The organism is Yoonia sp. MH D7 (genome assembly GCF_054439475.1).
Map to the genome: position 1 here is coordinate 2,640,425 of NZ_JBTJCF010000001.1, position 24,602 is coordinate 2,665,026.

General features: G+C 56.1%; 25 protein-coding genes. 13 read left to right on the plus strand and 12 right to left on the minus strand.

From position 1 onward, the window contains the following. The first annotated feature begins 72 nt into the window (after window positions 1–72). The 5 genes from dapD to rnr all read left to right on the plus strand — a co-directional run bounded on the left by dapD (window position 73) and on the right by rnr (window position 5,206). Window positions 73–900 (plus strand): 2,3,4,5-tetrahydropyridine-2,6-dicarboxylate N-succinyltransferase, encoded by an 828-nt coding sequence (gene dapD, locus ACXLHR_RS13155; RefSeq protein WP_458791873.1) that lies wholly within the window; start codon window positions 73–75, stop codon window positions 898–900. Continuing rightward, on the plus strand, window positions 900–1,169 hold the full coding sequence (locus tag ACXLHR_RS13160; protein WP_458791874.1) for a hypothetical protein: 270 nt from the start codon (window positions 900–902) through the stop codon (window positions 1,167–1,169). The genes dapD and ACXLHR_RS13160 overlap by 1 nt, the downstream gene beginning before the upstream one ends. A 247-nt stretch (window positions 1,170–1,416) precedes the next feature. Further along, window positions 1,417–1,755, plus strand: coding sequence for a hypothetical protein (locus ACXLHR_RS13165; RefSeq protein WP_458791875.1), 339 nt, complete (start codon window positions 1,417–1,419; stop codon window positions 1,753–1,755). 16 nt (window positions 1,756–1,771) lie between these two features. Further along, window positions 1,772–2,920 carry a succinyl-diaminopimelate desuccinylase gene (dapE, locus tag ACXLHR_RS13170; RefSeq protein WP_458791876.1) on the plus strand — a complete coding sequence of 383 codons (1,149 nt, stop codon included), beginning with the start codon at window positions 1,772–1,774 and terminating at the stop codon, window positions 2,918–2,920. Window positions 2,921–2,962: 42 nt separating this feature from the next. Continuing rightward, entirely contained in the window at window positions 2,963–5,206 is a 2,244-nt protein-coding gene (gene rnr, locus ACXLHR_RS13175) for a ribonuclease R (protein ID WP_458791877.1), read from the plus strand. On the opposite strand, the gene ACXLHR_RS13180 is transcribed toward rnr, so the two are convergent. Beyond that, the gene (locus ACXLHR_RS13180) at window positions 5,203–5,583 is read right to left on the minus strand and encodes a DUF1801 domain-containing protein (protein ID WP_458791878.1); all 381 of its coding nucleotides are present in this window, start codon (window positions 5,581–5,583) and stop codon (window positions 5,203–5,205) included. The genes rnr and ACXLHR_RS13180 overlap by 4 nt on opposite strands. Continuing rightward, a complete protein-coding gene (locus tag ACXLHR_RS13185) occupies window positions 5,580–5,831 on the minus strand; it encodes a glutathione S-transferase family protein (protein ID WP_458791879.1) in 252 nt (83 codons plus the stop codon). Before ACXLHR_RS13185 ends, ACXLHR_RS13180 begins: the two co-directional genes overlap by 4 nt. Window positions 5,832–5,912: 81 nt before the next feature. Between ACXLHR_RS13185 and ACXLHR_RS13190 the strand changes: the two genes are divergently transcribed. Together ACXLHR_RS13190 and ACXLHR_RS13195 are read left to right on the plus strand one after the other, a co-directional pair. Further along, window positions 5,913–6,623 carry a helix-turn-helix transcriptional regulator gene (locus ACXLHR_RS13190; protein ID WP_458791880.1) on the plus strand — a complete coding sequence of 237 codons (711 nt, stop codon included), beginning with the start codon at window positions 5,913–5,915 and terminating at the stop codon, window positions 6,621–6,623. 35 nt (window positions 6,624–6,658) lie between these two features. Then, window positions 6,659–7,900: a lytic murein transglycosylase gene (locus tag ACXLHR_RS13195; protein ID WP_458791881.1), complete on the plus strand. Its 1,242-nt coding sequence runs from the start codon at window positions 6,659–6,661 to the stop codon at window positions 7,898–7,900. On the opposite strand, the gene ACXLHR_RS13200 is transcribed toward ACXLHR_RS13195, so the two are convergent. The 4 genes from ACXLHR_RS13200 to ribA all read right to left on the minus strand — a co-directional run bounded on the left by ACXLHR_RS13200 (window position 7,880) and on the right by ribA (window position 10,478). Continuing rightward, window positions 7,880–8,362, minus strand: coding sequence for a hypothetical protein (locus ACXLHR_RS13200; RefSeq protein ID WP_458791882.1), 483 nt, complete (start codon window positions 8,360–8,362; stop codon window positions 7,880–7,882). The two genes, ACXLHR_RS13195 and ACXLHR_RS13200, sit on opposite strands and share 21 nt — an antisense overlap. Beyond that, window positions 8,359–8,841, minus strand: a complete 483-nt coding sequence (locus tag ACXLHR_RS13205; RefSeq protein WP_458791883.1) for an RNA pyrophosphohydrolase — start codon at window positions 8,839–8,841, stop codon at window positions 8,359–8,361. Before ACXLHR_RS13205 ends, ACXLHR_RS13200 begins: the two co-directional genes overlap by 4 nt. A 69-nt stretch (window positions 8,842–8,910) precedes the next feature. Then, the gene (locus tag ACXLHR_RS13210) at window positions 8,911–9,405 is read right to left on the minus strand and encodes a L,D-transpeptidase family protein (protein ID WP_458791884.1); all 495 of its coding nucleotides are present in this window, start codon (window positions 9,403–9,405) and stop codon (window positions 8,911–8,913) included. Beyond that, window positions 9,402–10,478 (minus strand): GTP cyclohydrolase II, encoded by a 1,077-nt coding sequence (gene ribA, locus ACXLHR_RS13215; protein WP_458791885.1) that lies wholly within the window; start codon window positions 10,476–10,478, stop codon window positions 9,402–9,404. Before ribA ends, ACXLHR_RS13210 begins: the two co-directional genes overlap by 4 nt. A 156-nt stretch (window positions 10,479–10,634) precedes the next feature. Between ribA and ACXLHR_RS13220 the strand changes: the two genes are divergently transcribed. Together ACXLHR_RS13220 and ACXLHR_RS13225 are read left to right on the plus strand one after the other, a co-directional pair. After that, window positions 10,635–11,321, plus strand: coding sequence for a response regulator transcription factor (locus ACXLHR_RS13220; RefSeq protein ID WP_458791886.1), 687 nt, complete (start codon window positions 10,635–10,637; stop codon window positions 11,319–11,321). A gap of 28 nt (window positions 11,322–11,349) precedes the next feature. After that, window positions 11,350–11,727, plus strand: coding sequence for a rhodanese-like domain-containing protein (locus tag ACXLHR_RS13225; protein ID WP_458791887.1), 378 nt, complete (start codon window positions 11,350–11,352; stop codon window positions 11,725–11,727). Here the strand turns inward: ACXLHR_RS13225 and ACXLHR_RS13230 are convergent. Both ACXLHR_RS13230 and serB read right to left on the minus strand, forming a co-directional pair. After that, on the minus strand, window positions 11,724–12,485 hold the full coding sequence (locus tag ACXLHR_RS13230) for a TSUP family transporter (protein WP_458791888.1): 762 nt from the start codon (window positions 12,483–12,485) through the stop codon (window positions 11,724–11,726). The two genes, ACXLHR_RS13225 and ACXLHR_RS13230, sit on opposite strands and share 4 nt — an antisense overlap. Then, the gene (serB, locus tag ACXLHR_RS13235; RefSeq protein ID WP_458792551.1) at window positions 12,486–13,346 is read right to left on the minus strand and encodes a phosphoserine phosphatase SerB; all 861 of its coding nucleotides are present in this window, start codon (window positions 13,344–13,346) and stop codon (window positions 12,486–12,488) included. Window positions 13,347–13,554: 208 nt separating this feature from the next. Between serB and ACXLHR_RS13240 the strand changes: the two genes are divergently transcribed. From ACXLHR_RS13240 to mnmH, 4 genes are all read left to right on the plus strand, one after another. Then, window positions 13,555–14,694 (plus strand): phosphoserine transaminase, encoded by a 1,140-nt coding sequence (locus ACXLHR_RS13240; protein WP_458791889.1) that lies wholly within the window; start codon window positions 13,555–13,557, stop codon window positions 14,692–14,694. An 85-nt stretch (window positions 14,695–14,779) separates the two neighbouring features. Then, window positions 14,780–16,372, plus strand: coding sequence for a phosphoglycerate dehydrogenase (serA, locus tag ACXLHR_RS13245; protein ID WP_458791890.1), 1,593 nt, complete (start codon window positions 14,780–14,782; stop codon window positions 16,370–16,372). Between the two features lie 135 nt (window positions 16,373–16,507). Beyond that, window positions 16,508–17,287, plus strand: coding sequence for a metallophosphoesterase family protein (locus ACXLHR_RS13250; RefSeq protein ID WP_458791891.1), 780 nt, complete (start codon window positions 16,508–16,510; stop codon window positions 17,285–17,287). A gap of 2 nt (window positions 17,288–17,289) precedes the next feature. Next, a complete protein-coding gene (gene mnmH / locus ACXLHR_RS13255) occupies window positions 17,290–18,336 on the plus strand; it encodes a tRNA 2-selenouridine(34) synthase MnmH (protein ID WP_458791892.1) in 1,047 nt (348 codons plus the stop codon). Here the strand turns inward: mnmH and selD are convergent. The 4 genes from selD to ACXLHR_RS13275 all read right to left on the minus strand — a co-directional run bounded on the left by selD (window position 18,329) and on the right by ACXLHR_RS13275 (window position 24,580). Continuing rightward, window positions 18,329–20,482, minus strand: a complete 2,154-nt coding sequence (selD, locus tag ACXLHR_RS13260) for a selenide, water dikinase SelD (protein ID WP_458791893.1) — start codon at window positions 20,480–20,482, stop codon at window positions 18,329–18,331. The two genes, mnmH and selD, sit on opposite strands and share 8 nt — an antisense overlap. 72 nt (window positions 20,483–20,554) lie before the next feature. Then, the gene (locus ACXLHR_RS13265) at window positions 20,555–21,571 is read right to left on the minus strand and encodes a lipocalin-like domain-containing protein (RefSeq protein WP_458791894.1); all 1,017 of its coding nucleotides are present in this window, start codon (window positions 21,569–21,571) and stop codon (window positions 20,555–20,557) included. Continuing rightward, a complete protein-coding gene (locus tag ACXLHR_RS13270) occupies window positions 21,561–23,927 on the minus strand; it encodes an FtsX-like permease family protein (RefSeq protein ID WP_458791895.1) in 2,367 nt (788 codons plus the stop codon). The genes ACXLHR_RS13265 and ACXLHR_RS13270 overlap by 11 nt, the downstream gene beginning before the upstream one ends. Beyond that, a complete protein-coding gene (locus ACXLHR_RS13275; protein WP_458791896.1) occupies window positions 23,924–24,580 on the minus strand; it encodes an ABC transporter ATP-binding protein in 657 nt (218 codons plus the stop codon). Before ACXLHR_RS13275 ends, ACXLHR_RS13270 begins: the two co-directional genes overlap by 4 nt. Between the last annotated feature and the right edge of the window lie 22 nt (window positions 24,581–24,602).

A 24,602-nucleotide genomic window follows, 5' to 3' on the forward strand; every position in this document is an offset into this window, starting at 1 on the left:
CCGCTGCATTGCCAGATTGACCGTAAGTCAGTATAGCTGCGGTCAAATCCATAGCCTGACGGAGACTTATATATGTCCAATGCTGCCCTCGAGACCGCAATTGAAGCCGCATGGGATGTGCGCGATACCATTACCATTGATACCAAAGGCGAGGTGCGTGATGCGATCACCGATACGATGAACGCGCTGGATAGTGGCAAGTTGCGGGTCGCCGAACGTCGCGAAAATGGTGATTGGCATGTGAACCAGTGGGCCAAGAAAGCGGTTTTGTTGTCGTTCCGTCTGAATGATATGGAACAGATTTCAGGCAGCAATGGCGGGTCGTCTTGGTGGGATAAGGTTCCGTCAAAATTTGCAGGTTGGGGTGATAAGGAGTGGCGTGAAGCTGGTTTCCGTGCGGTGCCTGGCTCTATTGTGCGCCGCTCTGCATTCATCGGGAAAGGCGTTATTTTGATGCCAAGTTTTGTGAACTTGGGTGCCTATGTCGATGAAGGCTCGATGGTTGACGGTTGGGCCACTGTTGGATCGTGTGCGCAGATTGGTAAAAACGTGCATCTGTCTGGTGGTGTTGGCATTGGTGGCGTGCTTGAGCCGATGCAAGCGGGGCCGACGATTATTGAGGATAACTGCTTTATCGGGGCGCGGTCGGAAGTGGTTGAGGGCTGTATTATTCGTGAAGGGTCTGTGCTGGGCATGGGTGTATTTATCGGCCAGTCCACCAAAATTGTGGACCGAGAAACCGGTGAAGTAATGTACGGTGAAGTGCCGCCCTATTCGGTGGTTGTGGCAGGATCAATGCCGTCGAAAAACGGGATTAACCTGTATTGCGCTGTGATCGTGAAGCGCGTGGACGCCAAGACGCGCTCCAAGACGGGCGTCAACGAATTGCTGCGCGACTGATGTTGATCAGCCGGACCCTTGCCCGTAAGCGCGTTGCCGCAGGGGTTCGCCCTAGCGGGTTGGGTGCATGGGGTCCGGTGATCGCGGATGCGGTGCTATTTTTTGGTATTGCGGGCCTGTCCGCCCCGATGATTGTCGGCGGGCTGGCTGAAAGCAAAGGTGCGTGGGTCTATGCTGCACTTTTTGCAATTTACTTTATTCCCATGCAGATTGTGCTGATAACATCTTCGATGTGGGCTGCTAAATCGCGTTGGATTGATGATGTTTAGCGCCTCAGACAAACGGGCCCGAACGACTTAATTACAAGCTCGTGGTAAGTCCCCGCTTTGCGCAGGTTATTATCGGTCCTGCGCAATCGCAAGAGATCCGCCCAACGGCTATACAAGGCGTAACGAGCGCCCGATAAATATGCTGCATTGAATCCGCCCCAATTCTTGTCCCGTACGCGACAATGTGCGAAACCATGTGAGATGACAAAATACCGGACGCGCATAGCCGCAATATTAGGTGCCTAAAATGACCAAAAAACCGAGCCGCCAGAAAGTGTTTACCTTGCTTGTCGAGGTTGGTCGCAGTGCGGACGATGGCTTGCCTGAGGCGGCGACTGGGGCTGCGTTGATGTGCTATGCGTCCGGGATCGATGAGGCTGAAGCGGTGCGTGAAACGGTTGCGATTTTAAAGCAGGCGGACCTGTCGCCGCTGGATGTGAGCGGGTACGGCACTTTGGAAGAGCGGCTTGCCGAGGGTCACGAGATACCCGATGAGGAACGCCAACTGATGCAGCGCGCGCTAGATGAGAATAGCGTGATTGTTGCCCAGATGACGCCATTCTTTGGCGATGATGACGACGCCTAAATATTTGGAGATTTAAATGCCTGTGAATACCGATCCTGTTGCTTTGACGGCTGCGCTTGTGCGCTGCCCTTCTGTTACGCCGATTGAGGGTGGTGCGTTGGTGCTGTTGGAGGAAATTTTGACGGAGGCGGGGTTTGACTGCACCCGTGTGGATCGGGGTGGCATTTGTAACTTATATGCCCGCTGGGGACGTCAGGGCGCCAATCGCACATTCGGGTTCAACGGTCATACCGATGTTGTGCCACTGGGCGACGAGGCCGCGTGGACGATGCCGCCGTTTGGGGCCGAGATTAAGGACGGATATTTGTATGGCCGCGGGGCGACGGATATGAAATCTGGCGTTGCGGCCTTTACCGCCGCAGCGATTGATTTTGTGAGCAATACGCCGCCTGATGGTGCCGTGGTTCTGGCGATTACCGGTGACGAGGAAGATGTGGCCGAGGATGGCACCGTGGCGTTGCTCGATTGGATGGATGCCAATGGCGAAGCGATGTCGGTGTGTTTGGTGGGAGAGCCGACCTGTCCGAACGAAATGGGCGAGGCAATGAAGATTGGGCGTCGTGGGTCGTTGACGGCATGGATTACCGTGACGGGTGTGCAAGGCCATTCGGCCTATCCGCACCGCGCAAAGAACCCGTTGCATGCGGGCACGCGGTTGTTGGATCGTCTGGCATCACATGAATTGGATCAGGGCACTGCGCACTTTGATCCCTCGTCGCTGGCGGTGGTTACGATTGATACGGGCAATCCTGCGACCAACGTGATCCCTGCGCAAATGACGGCGGCGGTGAATATTCGGTTTAACGATCAACATTCTGGTGCGTCGATTTCGGAGTGGTTAGAGACCGAAGCGGAGAAGGTTGCGGCGCAATTTGATCTGGACATTGCGGTGAAGATCAAGATTTCGGGTGAGAGTTTCATCACGCCTCCTGGGGATTTGTCGGATTTGATAGCGAAGGCCGTTGAGGCGGAAACCGGGCGCAAGCCAGAGTTATCGACCTCTGGAGGCACGTCGGATGCGCGGTTTGTGAAGAACCATTGTCCTGTGGTCGAGTTTGGTTTGGTGGGTAAAACCATGCATCAGGTCGATGAACGGGTTCTTGTCGCGCAGATCGGTCAGTTGAAATCGATCTATGGGCGCATTTTGAGCGATTACTTCGCGTAGAATTGCGATGACGCGCCCCCGCCTGCATGGTAGGTGGGGCGTATGAAACAGATACCTTCCAAAGCCGAGATCCTGTCATGGGTTTCCGATCATCCCTCAAAAGCCGCCAAGCGTGACATCGCAAAGGCGTTTGGCATCAAGGGCGCGCAGCGCATTGATCTTAAGCGCGTGCTGCGCGAGTTGGAGGATGACGGTAAGCTGACCAAACGCAAATCCAGTTACCGTGACGCCGAGGTATTGCCGCCTGTGTCGGTGCTGGAGATTACTGGTCCTGACGCGGAGGGTGATTTGTTTGCGAGGCCGCTGGAATGGGGCGGCAAAGGTGCCGAGCCTGTGATCATGATGCTGGCGCGCGATGGTGATCCGGCACTTGGGAAGGGTGATCGGATTCTGGCGCGCCTGACGGTCGATCCGACAGAAGATTTCAGCCACACCGCCCGTATGATCCGCCGTATTGGCACTAATCCATTGCGCATTTTGGGTGTGTTTCGTGTGGGGTCGCAGGGTGGTCGCGTGTTGCCGATTGATAAGGGTAACGACAAGGAATGGGCGGTTGCCGAAGGTGCCACGGGTGGCGCCAAAGACGGCGAATTGGTTGAGGCGGAACAGGCGGGACCCAAGGGGCGCATGGGGTTACCGAATGCGCGTATTGTGGCGCGATTGGGCAATCCGAACGAGCCGCGTGCGGTGTCGCTGATTGCTATTCACCAGCATGGGATTCCCGATCATTTCCCTGACGAGGTTGTGGCAGAGGCCGATGCGGCATTGCCGACCAAGTTGGGTAAGCGTCTGGATTTGCGGGATATGCCGTTGGTCACGATTGATCCTTGGGATGCGCGTGACCACGATGATGCCTGCTATGTCGAGACGCATGATAACGGCGAGATGACAATTTGGGTCGCGATTGCGGATGTGGCGCATTATGTGACGGGCGGGTCTGCGCTTGATCGCGAAGCGCGTAATCGCGGCAATTCGACGTATTTCCCTGACCGTGTTGTGCCGATGTTGCCTGATGTTTTGTCGGGTGATTTGTGTTCTTTGCACGAGGGTGTTGAGCGCGCCTGTTTAGCTGTTGCGATGCGGATTGATGCCGAAGGGAACAAGCTGTCGCATGAGTTTCATCGTGCGTTGATGAAATCGCAAGCTTCGTTGAACTATGAAGAGGTGCAAGAGGCGATGGATGGGGCGCCAAACGAAAAGGTTGCCCCGCTGGTCAGCGAGATTATTCGCCCGCTATATGCGGCCTATGCGGCATTGAAAATTGCGCGGGCTGTGCGTCAGCCGTTGGAGTTGGACTTGCCCGAGCGACAGATCGTTCTGGACGATATGGGTAAGGTGAGTTCGGTCAATTACAAAGAGCGTTTGGACGCGCACCGCTTGATTGAAGAGTTCATGGTGTTGGCGAATGTGTCCGCGGCCGAAACGTTGTTGGCGAAAAAGACGCCGCATTTGTTGCGTGTGCATGAAGAGCCGAGCCCCGAGAAGCTGGAGGCCTTGCGTGAGGTTGCCAATGCGTCGGGTTTGCAATTAGTCAAGGGGCAGGTTTTGCAGACCGCGCATTTGAACCGGTTGTTAGAGCAGGCGCGTGGCACGGATCATGCGGAGGTTGTGAATATGTCGACGCTGCGGTCCATGACGCAGGCCTATTATAACGCTGAAAACTTTGGGCATTTTGGATTGGCATTGAAGGCCTATGCGCATTTCACGTCGCCTATTCGTCGCTATGCCGATTTGATTGTGCATCGGGCGCTGATCACTGCGCATGGCTGGGGTGACGACGGATTGACGCCGTTTGATGTTGAAATGATGGGTGAGACCGGCCAAAAGATTTCGGATACCGAGCGTCGGTCGATGACAGCAGAGCGCGATACCACGGATCGCTATTTGGCGGCGTTTTTGTCGGAGCGGCTAGGGGCGGAAATGCCCGGTCGCATTAGCGGCATTGCCAAGTTTGGTGTGTTTGTGAAGCTGGATGAAACGGGTGCAGATGCGCTGGTGCCGATCCGTTCGCTTGGCGACGAGTACTTTGATTACGATCAGGCCAGTCAGACGTTGATGGGGTCCAAGTCGGGCATCATGATCGGACTGGGCGTGAAGGTTGTCGTCAAGTTATTAGAGGCCGCCCCTGTGACGGGTGGCTTGATTGCCGAGATCGTGACCTTGGACCAGCGGACCTTGCCCAAGGGTGTAAATAGCGGTCGCGGCAAGCCGCCGCGTCGCAAGTTCGGGTCAGGTAAAAAGAAGTCTGCGAAGATCGCCAAGAAGGTGAAACGTTCGCGTGGCTAGAGGTGGTAGGTCAGAATTGATTTGATCAGCATCCCGTGGCGGATTGGGTCGATCTGGGATGCATCGGTGAAATGAATTGCACGGGTGCCCTCAACGGTGTCCATGTTCGTGAAAGCTGCTGCAAAATCGGCGATTAGCGAGGTTTGGCAGTGGGTGTAGAGTGCAAAACCACCCGTTTTGGGGATACCCAAGCGCAGTGATGCCCCTGCCCGCCTGGATGTGATGTAGGCGGGTTGACCCCAGCGGAGTGTTTCGGTCAGGGTGCCGATTTCAGGCAGGTCATTGCCGATGCCCAGGATGAGCTCGCGCAGTTTCAGCATGCCTTGCCGTGCCTCGGGTGAGGCCGCATCAACCGCGGCTTGCACGTCAGGGCTCATAACAGAGCCTCGTAGACATGAGCAACATAGTCCACCAATTCTTGATCACCGCGCAGTCTATCGCCAAGCAAGGTTGGCAAAGGAATGGCCATCATGGCGCCGAGTTGCGGTGCAACTGATATGCCTGCGGCAGTCGGTGTATCGCCGAACAGGAAACGGGCCGTTAGTAGATCTTTTATCGCCTGTACGCAGAACGGTTTGCCGGACGGTTCGTAGACAACAGGGGCATAGGTCCACATGGTAATCATTAGGGTCTCCAATTATATTGACCTATCATTAAATCAGCCTACTGTCATAAATTGTCAGCAATGATCGCTTGATTTCAAACCATGACACGAACAAACCGCCTTTTTGCGCTGATGCAAGCGCTTCGTAATCGTCGTCCGCCTGTGACTGCATGGCAGTTGGCGGATGATACCGGCGTGTCGTTGCGCACGCTATACCGCGATATTGAAAGCCTGCGCGGGATGGGAGCGATTATTGATGGCACGGCGGGCTATGGCTACATCCTGACCGAGGATGCCGCCCTGCCGCCGATGATGTTTGACGACGAGGAAATCGAGGCATTGGTGTTAGGATTGCGCGAAGTGCAGGCGATTGGCGATAATGCATTGGCTGCGGCGGCAGCGGCGGCGCTATCGAAGTTGCAAGCCCGCCTGCCCCATGCCCAAGCAAACAGGTTGGAGCACGCCGTTCTAGCGGTAGCCACTTACCGCAAGGCTACGCCGACGACAATTGATCTGCGCGCGCTGCGGCGGGCAACGTGGGATGAATTGACCCTTTCGATTTCCTATTGTGATGCCAACGGCACACCGACGGACCGCGAGATTGATCCGCTGGGGATTGTCCGGTTCGAGCATAACAATGCTTTGATCGCGTGGTGTCATTTGCGGCAAGATCACCGTGCTTTCCGGCTTGATCGGATCGTGAGCTTTAAGCCGACGGGTAGCAGTTTTCGCCCCCGCCGTGTCACGATGTTGCGTGATGCGATTGCCGCCATGATGGCAAAACCGTTCGACAAGGCGGAATATCGCGTGTGATAAATTGGGATGACCTATCTAAATAATTTACCGTTATGCTGTATTTCATTAAGTATATTTGGGTGTCGTTGATGTTTATTGCCAAAGCCATTTCTGTTGTGCTTCTGCTGGGGATGAATCCCGTCGGGGCAGCTTTTGCTCAGACTGATTTGGTGCAGGAGCATGCCGACGGCTTTAACGCTTGGGTCAGAGGATTTCAGGCGCGAGCGCGTGCCCAAGGGATTAGAGAGGCAACATTCAAGGCGGCGTTTGAGGGGGTTGAATATCTGCCCGAGACGGTACGCAGGGATCGCAATCAGTCCGAGTTTATCAAGCCTATGGCGGAATATATGGGGACTGCTGCGTCGGATGCGCGGGTGGCGAACGGTCGTGAAATGCTGCGCATTCATGCTGATTTGTTAGCGCGGCTGGAGACGGAATACGGTGTTGAGCCACATATTTTGATCGCGTTCTGGGGAATGGAGAGCAATTATGGCGCGCAGCGCGGCGATGTGCCGTTAATCAGCACGCTGGCAACGCTAGCGTTTGACGGCCGGCGCGGCCGGTTCTTTGAGGCGCAGTTGATTGCGGCGCTAAAAATTTTGCAGCGGGGTGATATTGAAGCAGACCAGATGTCCGGAAGCTGGGCGGGCGCGATGGGTCATACCCAGTTTATCCCAACGTCGTTTGAGGCCTACGCCGTGGATTTTACTGGCGATGGACGGCGTGATATTTGGTCGGATGACCCTACAGACGCGCTGGCCTCGACCGCCGCTTATATGAACCGTTTTGGTTGGGAATTGGGCCAGCCCTGGGGTGTTGAGGTTCGATTGCCTGACGGGTTTGATTTCTTACCGGGTGATCGTGCTATGACAGGGGCGCAGTGGGCGCGGATCGGGGTGTTGGGTGTTAATGGTAAGGCGGTGCCTGATCATGGCGAGGCGTCGTTGATTACCCCAACGGGCGGGGGTGGTCCTGCGTTTTTGGTGTTTGGCAATTTTGGTGTGATCGGGCGATATAACAACGCCGAGGCCTATATGATTAGTGTTGGGCATCTGGGTGATCGCATTGCAGGGATGGGCCCGTTGCAGATGGCGTGGCCTGAGGGCGAGCGCACTTTGTTTCGCGCCGAGCGGCGTGAATTGCAGGAGCGGCTGACGCAGACGGGCCATGATACGGCAGGGATTGACGGGAGGATCGGGCCTGCGACGCGGCGTGCTATTCGCGCCTATCAGCAGGCGCAGGGGTTACCTGCTGATGGTTTTGCGTCAGTGTCGTTATTGGAGCGGCTCCGCTGAAACGCAGGTACCCGCCATGCAAGCGGTCATGTTTTCAAGCGTAGCGGGGCTGGGTTCGGGGAAGATTGTGCCGCCGCATGGCGAAACCTCGATGATGATGTTGTCGCCTGCAACTTTGGCGAAAATCAGCGATGGCACCTGCGCAGCCGCGCTGCCGCACCACGGCCCAGCACAGAGAGGTTGCAGTGTGACGTCGCGGATGAAGTCGTTGTCGAAACCCGTTTCTGTCAGCCCTTTGCCCGTGAAACGTGCAGGGACGGGATCTGGGTTGCGCGGTTCATTGACCACGCCTTGCGGCTGCTTTTCGGTGTCGAAATCAAGGGCCCCATAGAGCACGAAGTAATTGGCCTCGTCTGCGGACAGGGTATTGAAGGTCTGCACCGCGTCTGGTGGTAGACAACTGAGGGCCGCGGCTTGCCCTGCAAAGAGGATGCTGATTGCCGCGCTGACAATCCGCTTCATAGTTTACTCTCGAATTCGGCGAGGACCTTGGTGTAGACTTCCTGTTTGAATGGCACGATATTTGCGACCAGCTGGTCCTTGGGCAGCCATTTCCATTCGGAAAACTCTGGATGTTTGGTGGCAATATTCACTTGGTCGTCGGCACCGTGGAAGCGCATCAGGAACCATTTCTGTTCTTGCCCGCGATACTTGCCGCCCCAGATTTTGGGGACCAGATCGGCGGGTAGATCGTAAGGGATAAGCCCACGGGTTTCGGCCTCGATTGTGACCAGCTTTTCGGTCACGCCGGTTTCCTCCCATAGCTCGCGCAAGGCGGCGTCGCGGGTTTTCTCGCCTTTGTCGACACCACCTTGCGGCATTTGCCAAGCGTCGGTGTCGCGGTCGATCCGCTGGCCCACAAAGACATGGCCGCGCGTATTCACCAACATGATCCCAACGCAGGGACGGTATGGCAGGGTCGATATGTGTTCGGATGTCATAAATGGGCCTTGGTGTTTCATCGGGATTCCCTCTGGGTTTGCACCGAATTGATGTCAAAGGTCCAGCCGCTATGCGATAACAACCTTGCTACCGATGGTAATTCGGGGCGCAATCCATGCCAGATGATCAGGGCGGAAGGCGACGCAACCTGCTGTTGGCCGCCCCTTACCCCGCCATGCATGTATGAAAATCGCAGAGCCGCGCCCCTTGACGGCGTTAGGCCAATTCCAGTCGGTGATCAGCACGAGATCATACATTGGATCGGCGCGGCGCAGGCGTTCGTGGCTATAGGCGTGCGGCGCGCGCACCATCATGTTGTAGTCGGGATCGCGCACATCGTCGGACCACAGATCACCGTTCACGATAGGCACGGCCCAGTCAGCGGGGCGCGCCATACGGTCGGGGCGGTAGAGCATGCCGACGATGTTGTGGGTGCCACGCGGAGTCGCTCCGTCGCCTTCAGCTTTGCGGTTTGTCAGCCCGCCGCGCCCTATAGTGCGCGGGAATTTTCGGCCCATGAACCGCACGTGGGTTGATGTCACGACCAGATCGGCGGGGGTCATAACAGGTGGCCTGATTTTGCAGCTTTGGTCGCGAGATAGCCGTGGTTGTGAGGGTTTTCACCGACTTTGAGAGGGACACGTTCGGTCACGGTGATTCCTGCGTCTTGCATACGCGCCACTTTGGCGGGGTTGTTGGTGAGTAGACGCACCGCGTTGAAGCCCATGCATTTGAGGATCTCTGCGCCAATCCTGAAGTCGCGTTCATCGTCATCAAAACCCAGACGGTGGTTTGCTTCGACGGTATCGAATCCTTGGTCTTGTAAGGAGTAGGCGCGCATTTTGTTGGCAAGGCCGATTCCGCGTCCTTCTTGGTTGAGATAGAGCAGGACGCCTGAGCCCTCGGTTCCCATTTGTGCCAGAGCGCCGCGCAACTGTGGGCCGCAGTCGCATTTAAGAGATCCGAGCAGGTCGCCTGTGAAGCAAGCGGAGTGGAGGCGCGACAGGACAGGGGTTGCGCGGTCGGGGTTGCCGATTTCGACGGCATAGTGTTCTTCGGCGCCATCATCGGGGCGAAAGATGTGTAGGCGGCCTGCCTCGGAGACCTCAAGCGGGAGGCGCGCCGAGATGATCGGGTTCAGCGGACTTAGCTCTGTGTCGCGCGCGGCGACGGCGGAGATGAGCGTCAGGTTGTGCTCAGCCGCGAAGGCGGCAGGATCGGCGACCGGCAAGAGAAGAGCAGCGGGGAGAAGCCGCGCCGCTTTGGTCAGGGCGATTGCGGCGCGGTGCAGGTCCGCGGACCCTTCGCGCAGCATGCGAAACGGCCCCTTCATTGGCGAGTTCAAGTCATCGGCGGGGTCGGCAATGGCGCGTATCCATTTTAAGGTGGCGTCTTGCGGCAAGGTGATCCGTGCTACGTCGCCGTCATATGCGGGCGTTTTTAATGTTTGCGCGCGCCAGCCTGTAACGGCCAAAACAGGGGCGCCGCCCAAACCGCGCAAATGCGCCAAACGCCCCGCATCAAGCGTTTCGGCTGCGAGCATCACAGCCCCTTCGACAAGCACAACAGGCACGCCCATACGTAGATCGGCGCGGGCGCGGGCAAGACATTCTGTAACATCGGGGGCAAATGACATGAATTAGTGATCCTTTTCTTGCCTATTGATAGGCGTGACCGCCGTAAATTGAAACAATTGACGTTTAGTTCACACGAGCGTGTGAATTTGTGTGCGGACAACTTGTCCGAACCGTGTCTTCACCACATCTATAATGCAGTAGCAAAGGAGGCTGTCATGGGACAACTCAAAAGAATTTTACTTGTCGATGACGACGATGATCTGCGCGAGGCGCTGGGCGAGCAGTTATTGATGACCGAGGACTTTGATGTTTTCGAGGCGGACGACGGGGCTAGCGCGATGGTAAAGGCCAAAGAAGGGCTTTACGATCTGATGATCCTTGATGTGGGCTTGCCTGATACCGATGGCCGAGAGCTGTGCCGCCTGATGCGTAAGCAAGGTGTGAAGTGTCCGATTGTGATGCTGACCGCGCAAGATAGCGATGCCGATACGATTTACGGGCTGGACGCAGGCGCGAACGATTACGTGTCCAAGCCGTTCAAGTTTCCGGTTTTATTGGCGCGTATTCGCAGTCAGTTGCGCACGCATGAGCAGTCCGAGGATGCCGTTTTTCAGATGGGGCCTTATACGTTCAGGCCTTCGCAGAAGATGCTGATCACCGAGGACGACAAAAAGGTACGCTTGACCGAGAAAGAGACAAATATCTTGAAGTTTCTTTATCGTTCTACAGATGCGGTCGTGCCGCGTGATGTTTTGCTGCATGAGGTTTGGGGCTATAATGCGGGGGTAACGACGCACACGCTAGAGACCCATATTTACCGCCTGCGCCAGAAGATCGAAGCGGATCCATCGAATGCCCGTTTGTTAGTCACAGAGCAGGGCGGCTATCGTTTGGTCGCCTAACCAATGAGATCTATGAGAGGATAAACCTATGAAAACGTCTAAAGATTATCTTGATGCGGCCAATGCCGCCGTGCCACGCATCAGTTCCGAGCAAGCCGTTGCCCTATATGGCAAGGACGATGGCGTTTGGATTGATGTGCGCGATAGCAGCGATATTGCCAAGTCGGGGACAATTCGTGGTGCGCATCATGTGGCCCGCGGCTTTATCGAGTTCGTGGCGGATCCTGCATCTCAGTTCCACAAGGATTTCATGAAACCTGATGGCAAGTATTACCTTGTTTGCGGTGCTGGCGGTCAAGCGGCGCTCGCGGGTAAGACGCTCAAGGATATGGGCTATACTGATGTGACCAATGTCGGCGGTTTGTCTGATTGGAAAACTGCCGGTGGTCCGACCCAAGAGGCCTAAGCCCAAAGGTCCCAGACGAGCCGCAGCGCAAGTGCTGTTGCGGCTGTTACCAACACGGGCTTGATCAGTTTTGAGCCAACCCGCATGGCGAGCTTGGAGCCGACCCAAGCACCTGCGATTTGCGCCATGCCCATTGCTAAACCGACGGCCCACCACGGCTGTGCCACTAGCGCGTATGTTGCGATGCCGCCTGCGTTTGAGGCGAAGTTGAGCAGTTTGGTATGTGCTGTTGCGCGAAGGACCCCGTAGCCGCCCAGTGCCACAAACCCAATCATGTAAAACGCCCCTGCCCCAGGCCCGATCAGCCCGTCGTAGAAGGCGACGAGTGGCACGATTGTGAGGGAGAAGACGAAAGGAGTGAACCGTTCGGTGCGCTCCAGATCGTTGAGGCCCGGTTTGAAGGCGAAGAAGAGTGCGATGCCGATGAGCAGCACCGGCAAACCTAAGCGGATCACGTCTGTTGGCAGGTAGGACGTGAGAAGCGCGCCGAAAACTGCCGCGACAAATGCGACGCATGCAGGTTTGATTTGTTTGCGTAAATCGACATGCCCGCCTCGCGCATAAGCCAATGCTGCCATGCCGGCGCCAAAGACGCCCTGCACCTTATTGGTTGCGATGGCCGTGACGGGGGGCGCGCCCGCAAGGATCAGGATTGGCAACGTAATCAACCCGCCGCCGCCTGCAATAGAGTCGACCAGTCCTGCGATGAAAGCAGCGGCCATGAGCAGGGCGAGGACTTCGTACGTGACTTCAAACATTTAGGTCACAAACTCGGAGCGAGCATAGCCTTGGATGAACAGAAGCGCGGACAGGTCGCCGTGGTTGATGCACACATCGCATTGCGCTTGCACAGCGGGTTTTGCATGAAGTGCGACGCCTGTGCCTGCGCGGGTTAGCATGCCAAGGTCATTCGCCCCGTCGCCCACAGCCATGACGTCATTTTCGGAGATGCCCAAGCGTTTGGTGATTTCTTCAAGGGCTGTGACTTTTGCTTCGCGCCCCAAGATGGGGCGGCCGACATCCCCGGTTAGTTTGCCATCGGTCGCGATGAGGGTGTTTGCGCGACTTTCGTCAAAGCCGAGCGCGGTTGCGACTCGTGTGGTGAAGGCAGTGAAGCCGCCTGAAACTAAAGCCGCGTAGCCGCCTGCTGCTTTCATTGTTTGCACAAGCTCATAGCCGCCCGGCATATGGGTGATGCGTGTGTTTAAAACGTGATCGATGACAGCTACATCAAGGCCGGCAAGCAGGCCGACCCGTTCAATCAATGCCGCTTCAAAGTCCAACTCGCCGTTCATGGCTCGCGCAGTGATACCTGCCACGTGATTACCAACACCTGCCTCTGCGGCCAGTTCGTCGATACATTCCTGGCGGATCATGGTGCTGTCCATATCGGCGAGTAGCATCCTTTTGCGGCGGCCTTCGGCGGGAAGCACAACCAGATCAACTCCGGTTTTCTGTAAATCATCCCAGACTTGCGCGATATTGTCGGGCTTGATCTGCACGGCAAATTCGGCTGCTTCTTCCAGTGATAGCCACACAGCATCGCCGCCGCCCCATGCATTACGCAAATTTTCAACAAGGGTCGGGTCTAAAATGGGGCGAGAAGGGTCGGTCAACATGGTCACGTAAAACAAGTCTTAATCTCCTTGTAGGCATAGCTGGGTATTGTGAGCCAAGTTTCCGATAGGCGCATTGTTCTTCGCAGAATGCACCTTATGCGGCGGTCTAGCGTCATTTTGCGGCTTGTGAAAGCAAAAGCAGCGGCCTAGGAGTTGCAGTGGGACACCCTTCCCCAACGAAGGGCATTTATCTGCGAGGATACCAGTGATGGTTATGACTAAGCCTACAGCGCGACCAACAAATGCGCGTTTTTCTTCTGGCCCCTGTGCCAAACCCCCTACATGGAAATTATCGGATTTAGAGGGCGCCCCGCTGGGTCGTTCGCATCGTGCCGCTGTTGGTAAATCCAAGCTGGCCGAAGCCATCGATATGACCCGCGAAATTTTGGATATCCCTGCGGATTACCGCATTGGGATTGTGCCTGCCTCTGACACGGGTGCCTTTGAAATGGCGATGTGGTCAATGCTCGGCGAGCGCCCTGTGCAGATGGTTGCATGGGAAAGCTTTGGCGAAGGCTGGGTCACTGATGTGGTCAAGCAGTTAAAGATTGAAGCGACGAGCCACATTGCTGACTATGGTCACATCGTGGATATGGCGACGTTGAATTACGACAACGATGTTTGCTTTACATGGAACGGCACAACGTCCGGTGTGCGTATGGCCAATGGCGATATGATCCCTGCCGACCGCGAGGGTCTGACATTGTGTGATGCGACATCTGCGGCTTTTGCGCAGGATTTACCATGGGACAAGTTGGACGTCACCACATTCTCTTGGCAGAAAGTTATGGGCGGCGAAGCGGCGCATGGCATGTTGATCTTGTCGCCACGCGCAGTTGAGCGATTGGAAAGCTACACACCTGCATGGCCGATGCCAAAGATTTTCCGCATGACCAAAGGCGGCAAGCTGATTGAGGGCATCTTCAAGGGTGAAACGATTAACACGCCGTCGATGTTGGCTGTTGAAGATTACCTTGTGGCGCTGAAATGGGCGAAATCCATTGGTGGCTTTGATGCGTTGAAGATGCGCGCAAATGCCAATGCGTCGGCTGTTTGGAATTTCTGTGCGGCGAACCCTTGGATTGCCAACCTTGCTGTTGATCCGGCAACACGGTCAAACACGTCTGTTTGTCTGAAGTTCACTGATGAGCGGATCACTGACGGTGCGGCGTTTGCGAAAGGCGTAGCTAAGCGTCTTGCCGACGAAAATATTGCGCTGGATATTGGTGCGTATCGCGATGCCCCTGCTGGTTTGCGGATTTGGTGCGGTGCGACGGTTGAAACCTCTGATGTTGAGGCGATGTTGCCTTGGTTGACATGGGCGTTTGAAGCCGAACTCGCAGCGTAATCAGAATTTTCTAAAAAGTTCGGGTCTTAAGAGTTTTAGCTTAAACTCTTGGCCCGCCCCCTATTTACATCAAAGGACCAAACTCATGGCACCTAAAGTACTTATCTCTGACAGCCTTTCCGAAGCTGCTGTTCAAATTTTCCGCGACCGAGGGATCGATGTTGATTTTCAACCGAACCTTGGCAAGGACAAAGACGCGCTGGCCGCAATCATTGGCAACTATGACGGCCTTGCGATCCGTTCGGCCACCAAAGCCACGGCAAAGCTGATTGAGGCGGCGACGAACCTGAAGGTCATTGGCCGCGCAGGGATTGGCACGGATAACGTCGATAAAGAGGCTGCATCCAAGGCTGGTATCATCGTGATGAACACCCCCTTTGGTAACATGATCACGACTGCGGAACATGCGATTGCGATGATGTTTGCGGTTGCGCGTCAAATTCCAGAAGCTTCCGAGTCGACACATGCCGGTAAATGGGAAAAATCCAAATTTATGGGTGTTGAGCTGACAGGCAAGACGTTGGGCGTGATCGGTGCGGGCAATATCGGCGGCATCGTTTGCGACCGGGCCCGCGCGTTGAAAATGAAAGTCATGGCCTACGACCCTTACCTTGGTGAAGAAAAAGCCGACCAAATGGGTGTGAAGAAAGTCGAGCTGGACGAGTTGCTGGCCAACGCTGATTTCATCACGTTGCATGTGCCATACACCGATCAGACGGCGAATATTCTGTCGGCTGAAAATATTGCGAAGACCAAAAAAGGCGTGCGTATCATCAACTGTGCCCGCGGTGGTTTGGTTGACGAGGAAGCCTTGGCCGCAGCGTTGAAATCCGGTCATGTTGCCGGTGCTGGTTTTGATGTTTTTGCAGTTGAGCCTGCCACTGAAAGCCCGTTGTTCAACTTGCCAAATGTCGTTGTCACACCGCACCTTGGTGCTGCCACGACTGAGGCGCAGGAAAATGTGGCCTTGCAGGTTGCTGAGCAAATGTCTGATTATTTGCTGACAGGTGCCGTGACCAACGCGCTGAACATGCCGTCTGTCACGGCGGAAGAAGCGAAGATCATGGGGCCATGGATAAAGCTTGCAGGTCACCTTGGCAACTTCACTGGCCAGATGACCGACGAGCCGATCACAGCCATTAACATTCTGTTTGACGGTGTTGTATCGGACATGAACCTCAAGGCGCTCACTGCCGCGACGATTGCGGGTATCATGAAAAAGGCGAACCCTGACACCAATATGGTTTCTGCGCCTGTGATCGCAAAAGAGCGTGGCATTCAGATTTCCACAACCAAGCAGGATCGCTCTGGTTCGTTTGACGGCTATGTGAAGGTGACAGTTGTGACGGGCAAACGCGAGCGCTCTGTTGCGGGAACTGTGTTTAGCGACGGCAAGCCTCGGTTTATCCAGATCAAGGGAATCAATGTCGACGCTGAAATTGGCGCGCACATGCTGTACACAACCAACGATGACGTTCCAGGCATCATCGGCACCTTGGGTCAGTCGATGGGTGGTCACGGCGTCAACATCGCGAACTTTACCCTTGGCCGCTCAGAAGCAAAGGGCGAGGCGATTGCTCTGCTGTATGTTGACGAACCTGTGCCAGCCGCGGCCATCAAAACGCTTTGCGATACGGGTATGTTCCGTCAGGTGAAGCCGCTGACGTTCGACGTTTAAAGCAAACGCGGCGTGCGATTAGTCGCGCGCCGCTTGCCTGCTAAAAGGCAACAACGCGCAGACCATGCGCAATCCCCCCTTCCACAACCCTACATAGCTGTTATGTCTTGGCCAAAAGAGGCAAAGGATAGACGGATGATCTATGCAATCGGCGACATTCACGGACAAAAAGCGATGCTGGACCATGCGCTTGGGTTAATCACGCAAGATGGCGGGCCCGATGCGCATGTCGTGTTCACGGGTGATTATACGGACCGTGGCCCTGACAGCGCTGGCGTTATTAACATGCTGATCGAGGGCAAGGCCGCAGGGCGGAATTGGTCGTTTTTGTTGGGCAATCACGACCGTATGTTTTGCGATTATGTTAACGATGCTATCGAGCATGATCCCAAGGTGAAATCCAACATTTCATGGGTGAATCCGCGTCTTGGCGGTGCTGCGACGCTTGCCTCTTACGGCGTATTGGGCGAACCGCATTTTGCGCATCCGCTGAACGGATTTGAGACGCTGACGCATTATACCCGCGATGGCGATATGATTTCACATGACAAGATTGCGATTGAAGCGCGCGAGGCTGTGCCGCAGGCCCATCTTGATTTTCTTATGACGTTGCCGATGACCATTGCTACCGAAGACCTGATTTTTGTGCATGCGGGTTTGCGCCCGAATGTTGCGCTGGAAGATCAAGATGTTGAAGATCTCTTGTGGATCCGCGACGGGTTTTTGGAAACGGGGCACGATTTTGGTCGCCTTGTTGTGCATGGGCACACGGCGCTTGAAGAACCCACACATTTTGGCAACCGGATCGATATTGATTGTGGTGCAGGTTATGGTCGCCCGTTGGTTCCCGTGGTTTTTGAAGGCGGCGATTGCTGGGCATTGACAAAGGCGGGGCGCGTTGCCGTGCTTCCCTAAGGATGCCCGTCACATTTGATACGCTGGAGACGATGCTAGATCACGGTTTTGACGCCTTGATTGACGTACGCTCGCCTGCCGAATTTGCGATTGACCATGTACCAGGCGCGATCAATCTGCCTGCGTTGTCGAATGAGCAGCGCGCGCATATTGGCACGATTTACAAACAGGTCAGCCCGTTTGAGGCACGCAAGATGGGCGCAGCATTGGTCGCTCGTAATGTCGCCGATCATGTTGACGGGCCCTTGGCTAATTTTGACGGAAGCTGGCGTCCGCTGGTGTATTGCTGGCGTGGCGGGCAACGGTCGGGATCGTTTGCGATCATCATGCAGCAAATCGGCTGGCGTGCGCAAACTGTTGATGGCGGCTACATGGCGTGGCGCAGGTTGGTGAAGCGAACGTTATATGACACGCCGCTGCCGCATCGCTTTATCTTGTTGGACGGGAATACAGGCACTGCAAAAACCGCGATTTTGGCACGACTGGCGGCGCGTGACGTGCAGGTTTTGGACCTTGAAGGGCTTGCGGGGCATCGCGGGTCGCTGCTGGGCGCGACCGAGGGCGGCCAGCCTAATCAAAAGAAATTCGAGACGGCATTGGCGTTGGCACTATCAAAACTTGACCCTGACCGCCCTGTGATTGTCGAAGCTGAAAGCTCCAAGATCGGGCAGATCAATCTGCCGCCGCAAGTGTGGTATTCGATGATCAACGCCCCGAGCATTATGATTTCTGCACCTATCGCTGCCCGTGCCGCGTTCTTAGAAACGGCATATGCCGACGTGATTGCTGATCCTAAAGAGTTGGCAAATCGTTTGGCCCCGCTACGTTATATTCGCGGACATGCAGTTGTTGAGGATTGGCTTTCCTTGCTGGCAGCGGGCAAGTTTCGCGCGTTGGCCACCGCTTTGATGGAACAGCATTACGATGCGGCATATGCTAAATCCCGTGCGCATGATACGCACGCGACCTTGGCGCAGATCAGGTCGGAAACGCTGGACGATGCGGGTCAGGACGCATTGGCTGATGCGATACTTGCGGTAATCAAGTAACCTTTATGCTGGACGCATCAGCGGTGATTTCACCAATGATTGCGGCGGGGTAGCCAGCATCAATAAGCGCCCGAAGCACGGTGTGCGCAGTGGCGGGACTAACGCAAGCCAGCAGACCGCCAGCGGTTTGTGGGTCAAACAACAGATCACCTCTTGCTCCCGTTGCGCCAAAAACGGGCCCTGCGCAGGCGCGGTTATCTTTGAACAGGCTGGACCGCGTGCCAGAGGCTGCCAGATCGACAGCCCCTTGCATGAACGGGATCGCATTGACAGTTATCGTGGCCCCAACGCCCGAGGCTTCGCAAATTCCGCTCATATGCCCTGCCAAACCAAAACCGGTCACATCGGTCATCGCGTGTGCGTCTGTCAGGATTTCGGAGGCTTTGACTTGGGCCATCGTCATCACATTAATTGCCGCTGCGACATCAGCGCCGCGCGCACGACCTGCCATTTCGCCTGCCATAATCACGCCGCTACCGATGGGTTTCGTCAGTATGATCACGTCGCCCGCTTTTGCGCCTGCGATGGTGATCGGGGGTTTTTCGCACAGGCCAGTGATTGAAAAACCAATCGTCAATTCGTCGCCAAGCGAGGAGTGGCCACCAACGATTGCGGCACCCGCCTGTGTCACAACCTCGTGGGCTGTTTGCATGATTTCAGCGAGTGTGCGCCGTTGCAATTCTGACGACATGCGCGGCAAGATCAGATTTGCGGTGACCGCTTGCGGGGCGGCGCCCATCGCCCATGCATCGCTAAGAGCGTGGATCGCGGCGATGCGGGTCATTATGACGGCGTCATTGGTAAAGCTGCGTAAGTGGTCTGTTGTCAGGATCTGGATCTGCCCGCCAGTCCGCAAAACTGCTGCGTCATCCCCGGCAGTGCTATCGATATCAGTGCGGGTGGTTTTGGGCATATCAGCCAACACGTCACGCAATACCCCGCGTCCGACTTTGGCTCCGCAACCGCCGCACATTGGTTTATCGCCCAGCGCTTCGATCACACCATCGGCCATGTGCGTGGGCAGTTTGGGTTGCCGCATTTCGGGGAGCGTTCGAAATTGGGTCATGAATTTCTGATCGATGTGATCTTTCCATTTCCACAAAAGTGGTCCCTGAAAAGCGGTGCCGAACCGTTCGGCCAGTGCGTGTTTTTTTCCCATAGAGATTAGTTTGAGATAGTCTTTTTGCGGGATGTATTCGCGTAGCGTTCCGCCCGACAAAGCGGCACGCAGATTATTGGTGAGGATCGGCGCTTGTCGCACGGCGTAGACGCCTGCCTTGGGCCGCGGATTGTCGGTCAGGTGTGCGCAATCGCCGACCGCGAAGATAGCAGGGTCCGAGGATTGCAAGGCGCGGTTCACTTTGATGAAACCTTCATGCATGTCCAATCCGATTTGTCCCTGCCAGTCGTGTGGTTTTGCCCCTGCAGCGCCGTTCACGAATTGCGCCTTGATTTTGCGCCCGCTCGCGAGGGTCACACCTGTGGCGTCTACCGACTGAACTGTTGCGTTTTCGATGATTTCGACGCCTGAGGTGATTAGCGCGTTGCGGATTTTATGCTGCGCAGTTTCGCCGAGATCTTTAAGGATAATGCCCCGATCAATAAGCCTTACATTGGCCTTTGCGCCGAGGGAAAACCGCATTGCCATGGCCAGCTCTGCACCTGCAACACCGCCACCAATGACCGCAACGTCGCGCCCGCCGCTGTCACGAAAAGCGTCCCATCGGGTTGCAAATGTGCCGAGTGGTTTTGCAGGGACAGCATGTTTTGTGAACCCGTCGAGCGAGGGCATTGTCGAGGTGATGCCGACGTCGATGCTAAGCACGTCATAAGCGACATCATGGCGGTTTGGCACATGCACTACACCACGCGCGCGGTCTACACCAGTCGCCGCGCCAAGGATCAGCCGTGCACCAGCAAAACGGCAGAGTTTCACCAGATCAATATCCAGATCATCACGCTCGTAATGACCCGCGACAAAGCCCGGCAGCATCCCTGAATAGGGTGCGGTTGGTCCAGGATTAATCAAAGTCAATCGCGCACCGGCAAGCGGATTCATCCCCCATTTGCGTAGTACAAGCGCATGGGTATGCCCGCCACCAAGCAGCACCAGATCTCGGGTCAGGGGGAGTGTACTTTGCATCATCCCCTACACTTAACTGATGGGTGTGGGCCTGCCCAGCGCTTCTAGGTCAGGTTCACCAAGGCGTGAAGCAGGTTAGTAGCCGGTCATTTCGAGGTAGCCGCGCCCTATGTGGCTGCCTGTCACGCTGACGGGTCCTTCCCAGTAGGGGACGCTGGTGTCCATCCATGCGAGATCGTTCATTGCGCGCACGGTCACGTCGAGCGATTTGCGCGGGAGTGTGACCCGCCAGACTGTTGGCACTTGTCTGTCTGCGACCATTGTACGGATTAAAGGTTCTGCTTGGAAATCGCCATTCTCGAGCGAGGTTGGTGTGCCGTCTGCCTCTATCCATGTGCCGGATGTGTAGGTGTCATCGCCGCGCAATTGGAACCCCATCAGTTTCGCTCCGCTTTCAAAAGACAGCGAGAACCAGTCCCAGCCTGTTTGATCCGCGGCCAAGGGCTGCGACGACCATTCGCGGTCGAGCCATGCTTGGCCTGTGACCGCGATATCCCCTTGCGGGAGCGATAGTATGCCGCTGATGTCGATGAAGGGTTTGGAGTAGTAGTAGGACGCCTGACCTGACCCCGATTTGATCGAGTACCCAGCGTCACCGTGGAGTACAGTTGGACCCAGCCCCCCCAAACTCATGGTGTAGCCAAAGTCAGGACCCGTTGCAGTGAGAGTTGTGTTCGAGAAGGTCCAGTCGTCGATCCATACTGTAAAGGGATCAGGCGTGACACCCGCTTGGCCGATGCCGCCGCGTCCTAGTCGTTCGGATACAAAATGCGCGTCTCGTGTGGTTACAGCGGCGTGGCCCATCCACAGTTGCGGTGCGCCCCATCCGCTGCCTGCGACCGGGGCGAGAGCTCTGCGAAACAGTGTCCATTGCAGGCCGTAATCGACTCCATCTGCGTCGGTCAGATTTGCCGTGAGATACCACCATTCCATTTTGTAGTCGTTATGCGTGCCCTCGTCGGTGGGGAAATCAAAGCTGTAGCCACGTTCAGGAATAGAAAATCCTTTGGCGTCGTTGCCTAATCCTGCGAACCCTTGGGCAAGGCTGGCGCAGGGCAACCAAAGAAGAATTAGGACAAGTTTAGCGCTCATTGGAAAACACCTTGAGAAGGTCAGCAGGCGGGGTGCGTGCGAGCCGGAGTGCGGGCCAGAGCGCTGCGAGTGTTGCCGCAAGGATCGCGAAGCCGCCAAGTTGTGCGTAATCTGCGGGGAATAGATACATCGGAAGTCGCCAACCGAAAGCTGCAACATTAATCACCGCGAGCAGAACCCAAGCCAGCGCCAGCCCCAATGGTAATGCGAGTAGAGCCGTGAACAACGCAAGCAAAAGTGTGCGTGACAGCTCTAATGCGCCCAAGCTGCGCCGCGTCAGTCCCATTGCCCAAGCTGGTGCCAGTTGCGGCACCCGCATGGCGGTCAGGGTCAGCAAGCTCATCAATATGGCGAACCCTGCCACCGCAAGTGTGAGGATGTTCAGGGCTGCGGTGACGGTGAAGGTGCGGTCAAACACGCCTAGCGAGAAGGCTTTGATGCCTGCTTGGTTGATCATGTTTGTAGCAGGGATGCCTGTTTCGCGCGTCATTTGTGCTGCAAAATCCGCAACTTTTTCCGGGGCCATGCGCAGGCCAAACCTGTCAGCGGTCACATCGGGGTAAAGTGTTCGGAAATGTGTCTCGTCGATGATCGCTTGTCCAATCGGGTTGCCGTAATCGCCATAAATGCCCGCAATCTTGAAGGGGTTTTTATTGATCGTCACGGTGTCGCCGATGCCCAAGTTCGCGCGCCGCGCCAGTTGCTCGTTGATCAGGATCGCATCATTTTGATGGACGCTGCCCCAAGGCGCGGGGGTCGCATCAAGAAATTTCCAGTTATCGCGGTATGTGGCGTGATCGCGATTGCCATAAAGCTCGGTCGGGTGGTCGTTGATCGTCACGGGAGTTGTGAGGATCGGCAGGGTGGCGTCAGCGTTAGATGCTGCAAAGGCAATGACTTTCGCAGCTTGATCGGGCGTGTCGGCAGTCACATAGAGCTCGGAGGTCAAACGTTGATCGAGGAAGCCGACAAAGGTTAGCCTGAACGAGCTTACCATTGTAGAGACTCCGATATTGGCGGCCATCGCTAGCAAAAGGGCCATAAGCGCGAGTGATAAGCCCGGCAATTGCTGGCGCGTATCGGCCCAGAACCAACTGGTGATCACGCCTTTTGCACGGTTGCTGACAAATTTTAGCGCGAGTGATAGCAGCATAGGGAGTGCTAAAGCTGACCCCAAAAGCAGTGATCCAAGGAGCGCAAAGCCAGCGATAACGCCCCCACCTGTGAGTGTAATCAGACCTGCGAGAGCAAGTAATCCGATGGATGTGAACGCTTGTAGTTTCGCGCCTCGCCCTGCGACCACGGCCAATGCGCGGGGTTGGGCGGTTTCCAGTAGAGGCATTTTAGAGAGTTTCCAAAGCGCGCCGCCTGCTGCGATAGCCGTACCACCTACGGCGACCCCCATGCCCGTCAGCACCCAAACAGGTCGCAGTTGCAGCGCGCCCGAGACCTCTGCTCCGTAAAGCCCGCTAAGGGTTGCGGCAACATCGGGTAGCAGCGCACCTGCAATCAGATACCCCATCCCAATGCCGATGAACCCTGCGATTATTGCGAAGCCCATGAGTTCGATTGCCATAAGGACCACCATCAGTCTTAGTGGCACCCCAAGTGCACGCAGGGTTCGCACGGTGCCGCGTCTTTGTTCAAATGCCAGCCCGATTGCTCCATGCACGATAAAAATTCCAACGGCAAAAGAGAGTAGCCCAAAGGCGGTGAGGTTCAAATGAAAGCTGTCGGTTAGTCGGCCAATGTCGGAGCCCGCCTGCGCCACATTTAGGCGCAAATCTGGCGCGAGTGCTTGCAGGTTGGCTTGGGTGATCGGTTGCACTGGAGCCACGATCAGCATGTCGATTTCGCCTACGCGGTTCAACAGGTTTTGCGCAGTTCCGATATCGGCGATGGCGGTGCCTGGTGCAAGAGTTGCGTCGGTGATTGCACCATTTAATGTCACGTCAGGCGCTGCGAAAATTTGCCCGGATATGAAGCCCACAAAATCGCCAGTGCCGGTGATCGTAGAGGGTGCCAACTGGCCTGGCGCGGTTAGGGGGTCGACCCCGATGATCCGCACGCCGTCCAATCGCCCTTCTATGACCGGACTGACGAGCCAGCCGCCGCGCCGCAATGCGACATAGGTGTCTTGGGCAATTGGTTGCGCGTCGCGGCGGGTCAGTCTGTCGAATTGCCCTTCGCCCAAGGTCGCGGCGGCAGCGTCATAGCTTGCCCGTGCTTCTGCGTTGATCGCCTGCACACCCGCCCAAAGTGCTGTGGCGAGGGCCAAACCGGCGAGCAGCGTGAAAAGCTGAAGTGGATTGCGCCGCCAATGCCCGAACAGCGCCGCAAATGTGACCCGTGTCATGCGACAAGCCCTGCGCGCAAATGTAGTCGCCGCCCCATGCGCGCGGCCAATATTGTGGAATGTGTGACCATCAAAAGACCTGCGTCCGTCTCGGCCGCCAAAGCAAGCAAGATGTCCATCACAGTGCTGGCCGTTGCCTCGTCAAGGTTGCCCGTTGGTTCGTCTGCCAGCACAAGCCGCGGTCGTGGTGCTAGGGTGCGTGCGATTGCCACCCGCTGTTGCTGCCCGCCCGAGAGTTGTTCGGGGTACTTGTCGAGTTGTGCGGTGAGGCCTAGGCGCTCTGCGAGTGCCGCCTCCCAATCGGGATCATGCCGCCCCGCAAGCCGCGCCTGAAACGTGATGTTCTCGCGCACTCGCAGGCTTGGGATCAGGTTGAACTGCTGAAACACCACACCGACAACACCGCGCCGCATCGCTGCACGCCCCGTATCGTCAAGCGCTGCAATGTCTGTGCCATCAATATTAATCGACCCGTTGTCCGGCACGTCTAGACCGCCGATCAAATGCAAAAGCGTGCTTTTCCCGCTGCCACTTTCGCCCGTTAGTGCAAGCGTTTCACCTCCTGCCAATGACAGGTCCACACCGCGTAAAACAGCAAAAGGTCCATCAGCTGTCTGGTAGGTTTTTTGTACGTTTTTCGCAATCAGCAGCATCACTTTCTCCGTTGCTAAAGAG

Coding starts and splice junctions, on each gene's coding strand:
- ACXLHR_RS13240 (WP_458791889.1), top strand. CDS start 13,555: ATGGTTATGACTAAGCCTACAGCGCGACCAACAAATGCGCGTTTTTCT.
- ACXLHR_RS13220 (WP_458791886.1), top strand. CDS start 10,635: ATGGGACAACTCAAAAGAATTTTACTTGTCGATGACGACGATGATCTG.
- ACXLHR_RS13185 (WP_458791879.1), bottom strand. CDS start 5,831: ATGATTACCATGTGGACCTATGCCCCTGTTGTCTACGAACCGTCCGGC.
- ACXLHR_RS13230 (WP_458791888.1), bottom strand. CDS start 12,485: ATGTTTGAAGTCACGTACGAAGTCCTCGCCCTGCTCATGGCCGCTGCT.
- ribA (WP_458791885.1), bottom strand. CDS start 10,478: ATGTCATTTGCCCCCGATGTTACAGAATGTCTTGCCCGCGCCCGCGCC.
- selD (WP_458791893.1), bottom strand. CDS start 20,482: ATGATGCAAAGTACACTCCCCCTGACCCGAGATCTGGTGCTGCTTGGT.
- ACXLHR_RS13265 (WP_458791894.1), bottom strand. CDS start 21,571: ATGAGCGCTAAACTTGTCCTAATTCTTCTTTGGTTGCCCTGCGCCAGC.
- dapD (WP_458791873.1), top strand. CDS start 73: ATGTCCAATGCTGCCCTCGAGACCGCAATTGAAGCCGCATGGGATGTG.
- ACXLHR_RS13190 (WP_458791880.1), top strand. CDS start 5,913: ATGACACGAACAAACCGCCTTTTTGCGCTGATGCAAGCGCTTCGTAAT.
- serA (WP_458791890.1), top strand. CDS start 14,780: ATGGCACCTAAAGTACTTATCTCTGACAGCCTTTCCGAAGCTGCTGTT.
- ACXLHR_RS13250 (WP_458791891.1), top strand. CDS start 16,508: ATGATCTATGCAATCGGCGACATTCACGGACAAAAAGCGATGCTGGAC.
- ACXLHR_RS13210 (WP_458791884.1), bottom strand. CDS start 9,405: ATGACCCCCGCCGATCTGGTCGTGACATCAACCCACGTGCGGTTCATG.
- ACXLHR_RS13275 (WP_458791896.1), bottom strand. CDS start 24,580: ATGCTGCTGATTGCGAAAAACGTACAAAAAACCTACCAGACAGCTGAT.
- ACXLHR_RS13205 (WP_458791883.1), bottom strand. CDS start 8,841: ATGACATCCGAACACATATCGACCCTGCCATACCGTCCCTGCGTTGGG.
- ACXLHR_RS13165 (WP_458791875.1), top strand. CDS start 1,417: ATGACCAAAAAACCGAGCCGCCAGAAAGTGTTTACCTTGCTTGTCGAG.
- ACXLHR_RS13195 (WP_458791881.1), top strand. CDS start 6,659: ATGCTGTATTTCATTAAGTATATTTGGGTGTCGTTGATGTTTATTGCC.
- dapE (WP_458791876.1), top strand. CDS start 1,772: ATGCCTGTGAATACCGATCCTGTTGCTTTGACGGCTGCGCTTGTGCGC.
- mnmH (WP_458791892.1), top strand. CDS start 17,290: ATGCCCGTCACATTTGATACGCTGGAGACGATGCTAGATCACGGTTTT.
- ACXLHR_RS13160 (WP_458791874.1), top strand. CDS start 900: ATGTTGATCAGCCGGACCCTTGCCCGTAAGCGCGTTGCCGCAGGGGTT.
- rnr (WP_458791877.1), top strand. CDS start 2,963: ATGAAACAGATACCTTCCAAAGCCGAGATCCTGTCATGGGTTTCCGAT.
- ACXLHR_RS13200 (WP_458791882.1), bottom strand. CDS start 8,362: ATGAAGCGGATTGTCAGCGCGGCAATCAGCATCCTCTTTGCAGGGCAA.
- ACXLHR_RS13225 (WP_458791887.1), top strand. CDS start 11,350: ATGAAAACGTCTAAAGATTATCTTGATGCGGCCAATGCCGCCGTGCCA.
- serB (WP_458792551.1), bottom strand. CDS start 13,346: ATGTTGACCGACCCTTCTCGCCCCATTTTAGACCCGACCCTTGTTGAA.
- ACXLHR_RS13270 (WP_458791895.1), bottom strand. CDS start 23,927: ATGACACGGGTCACATTTGCGGCGCTGTTCGGGCATTGGCGGCGCAAT.
- ACXLHR_RS13180 (WP_458791878.1), bottom strand. CDS start 5,583: ATGAGCCCTGACGTGCAAGCCGCGGTTGATGCGGCCTCACCCGAGGCA.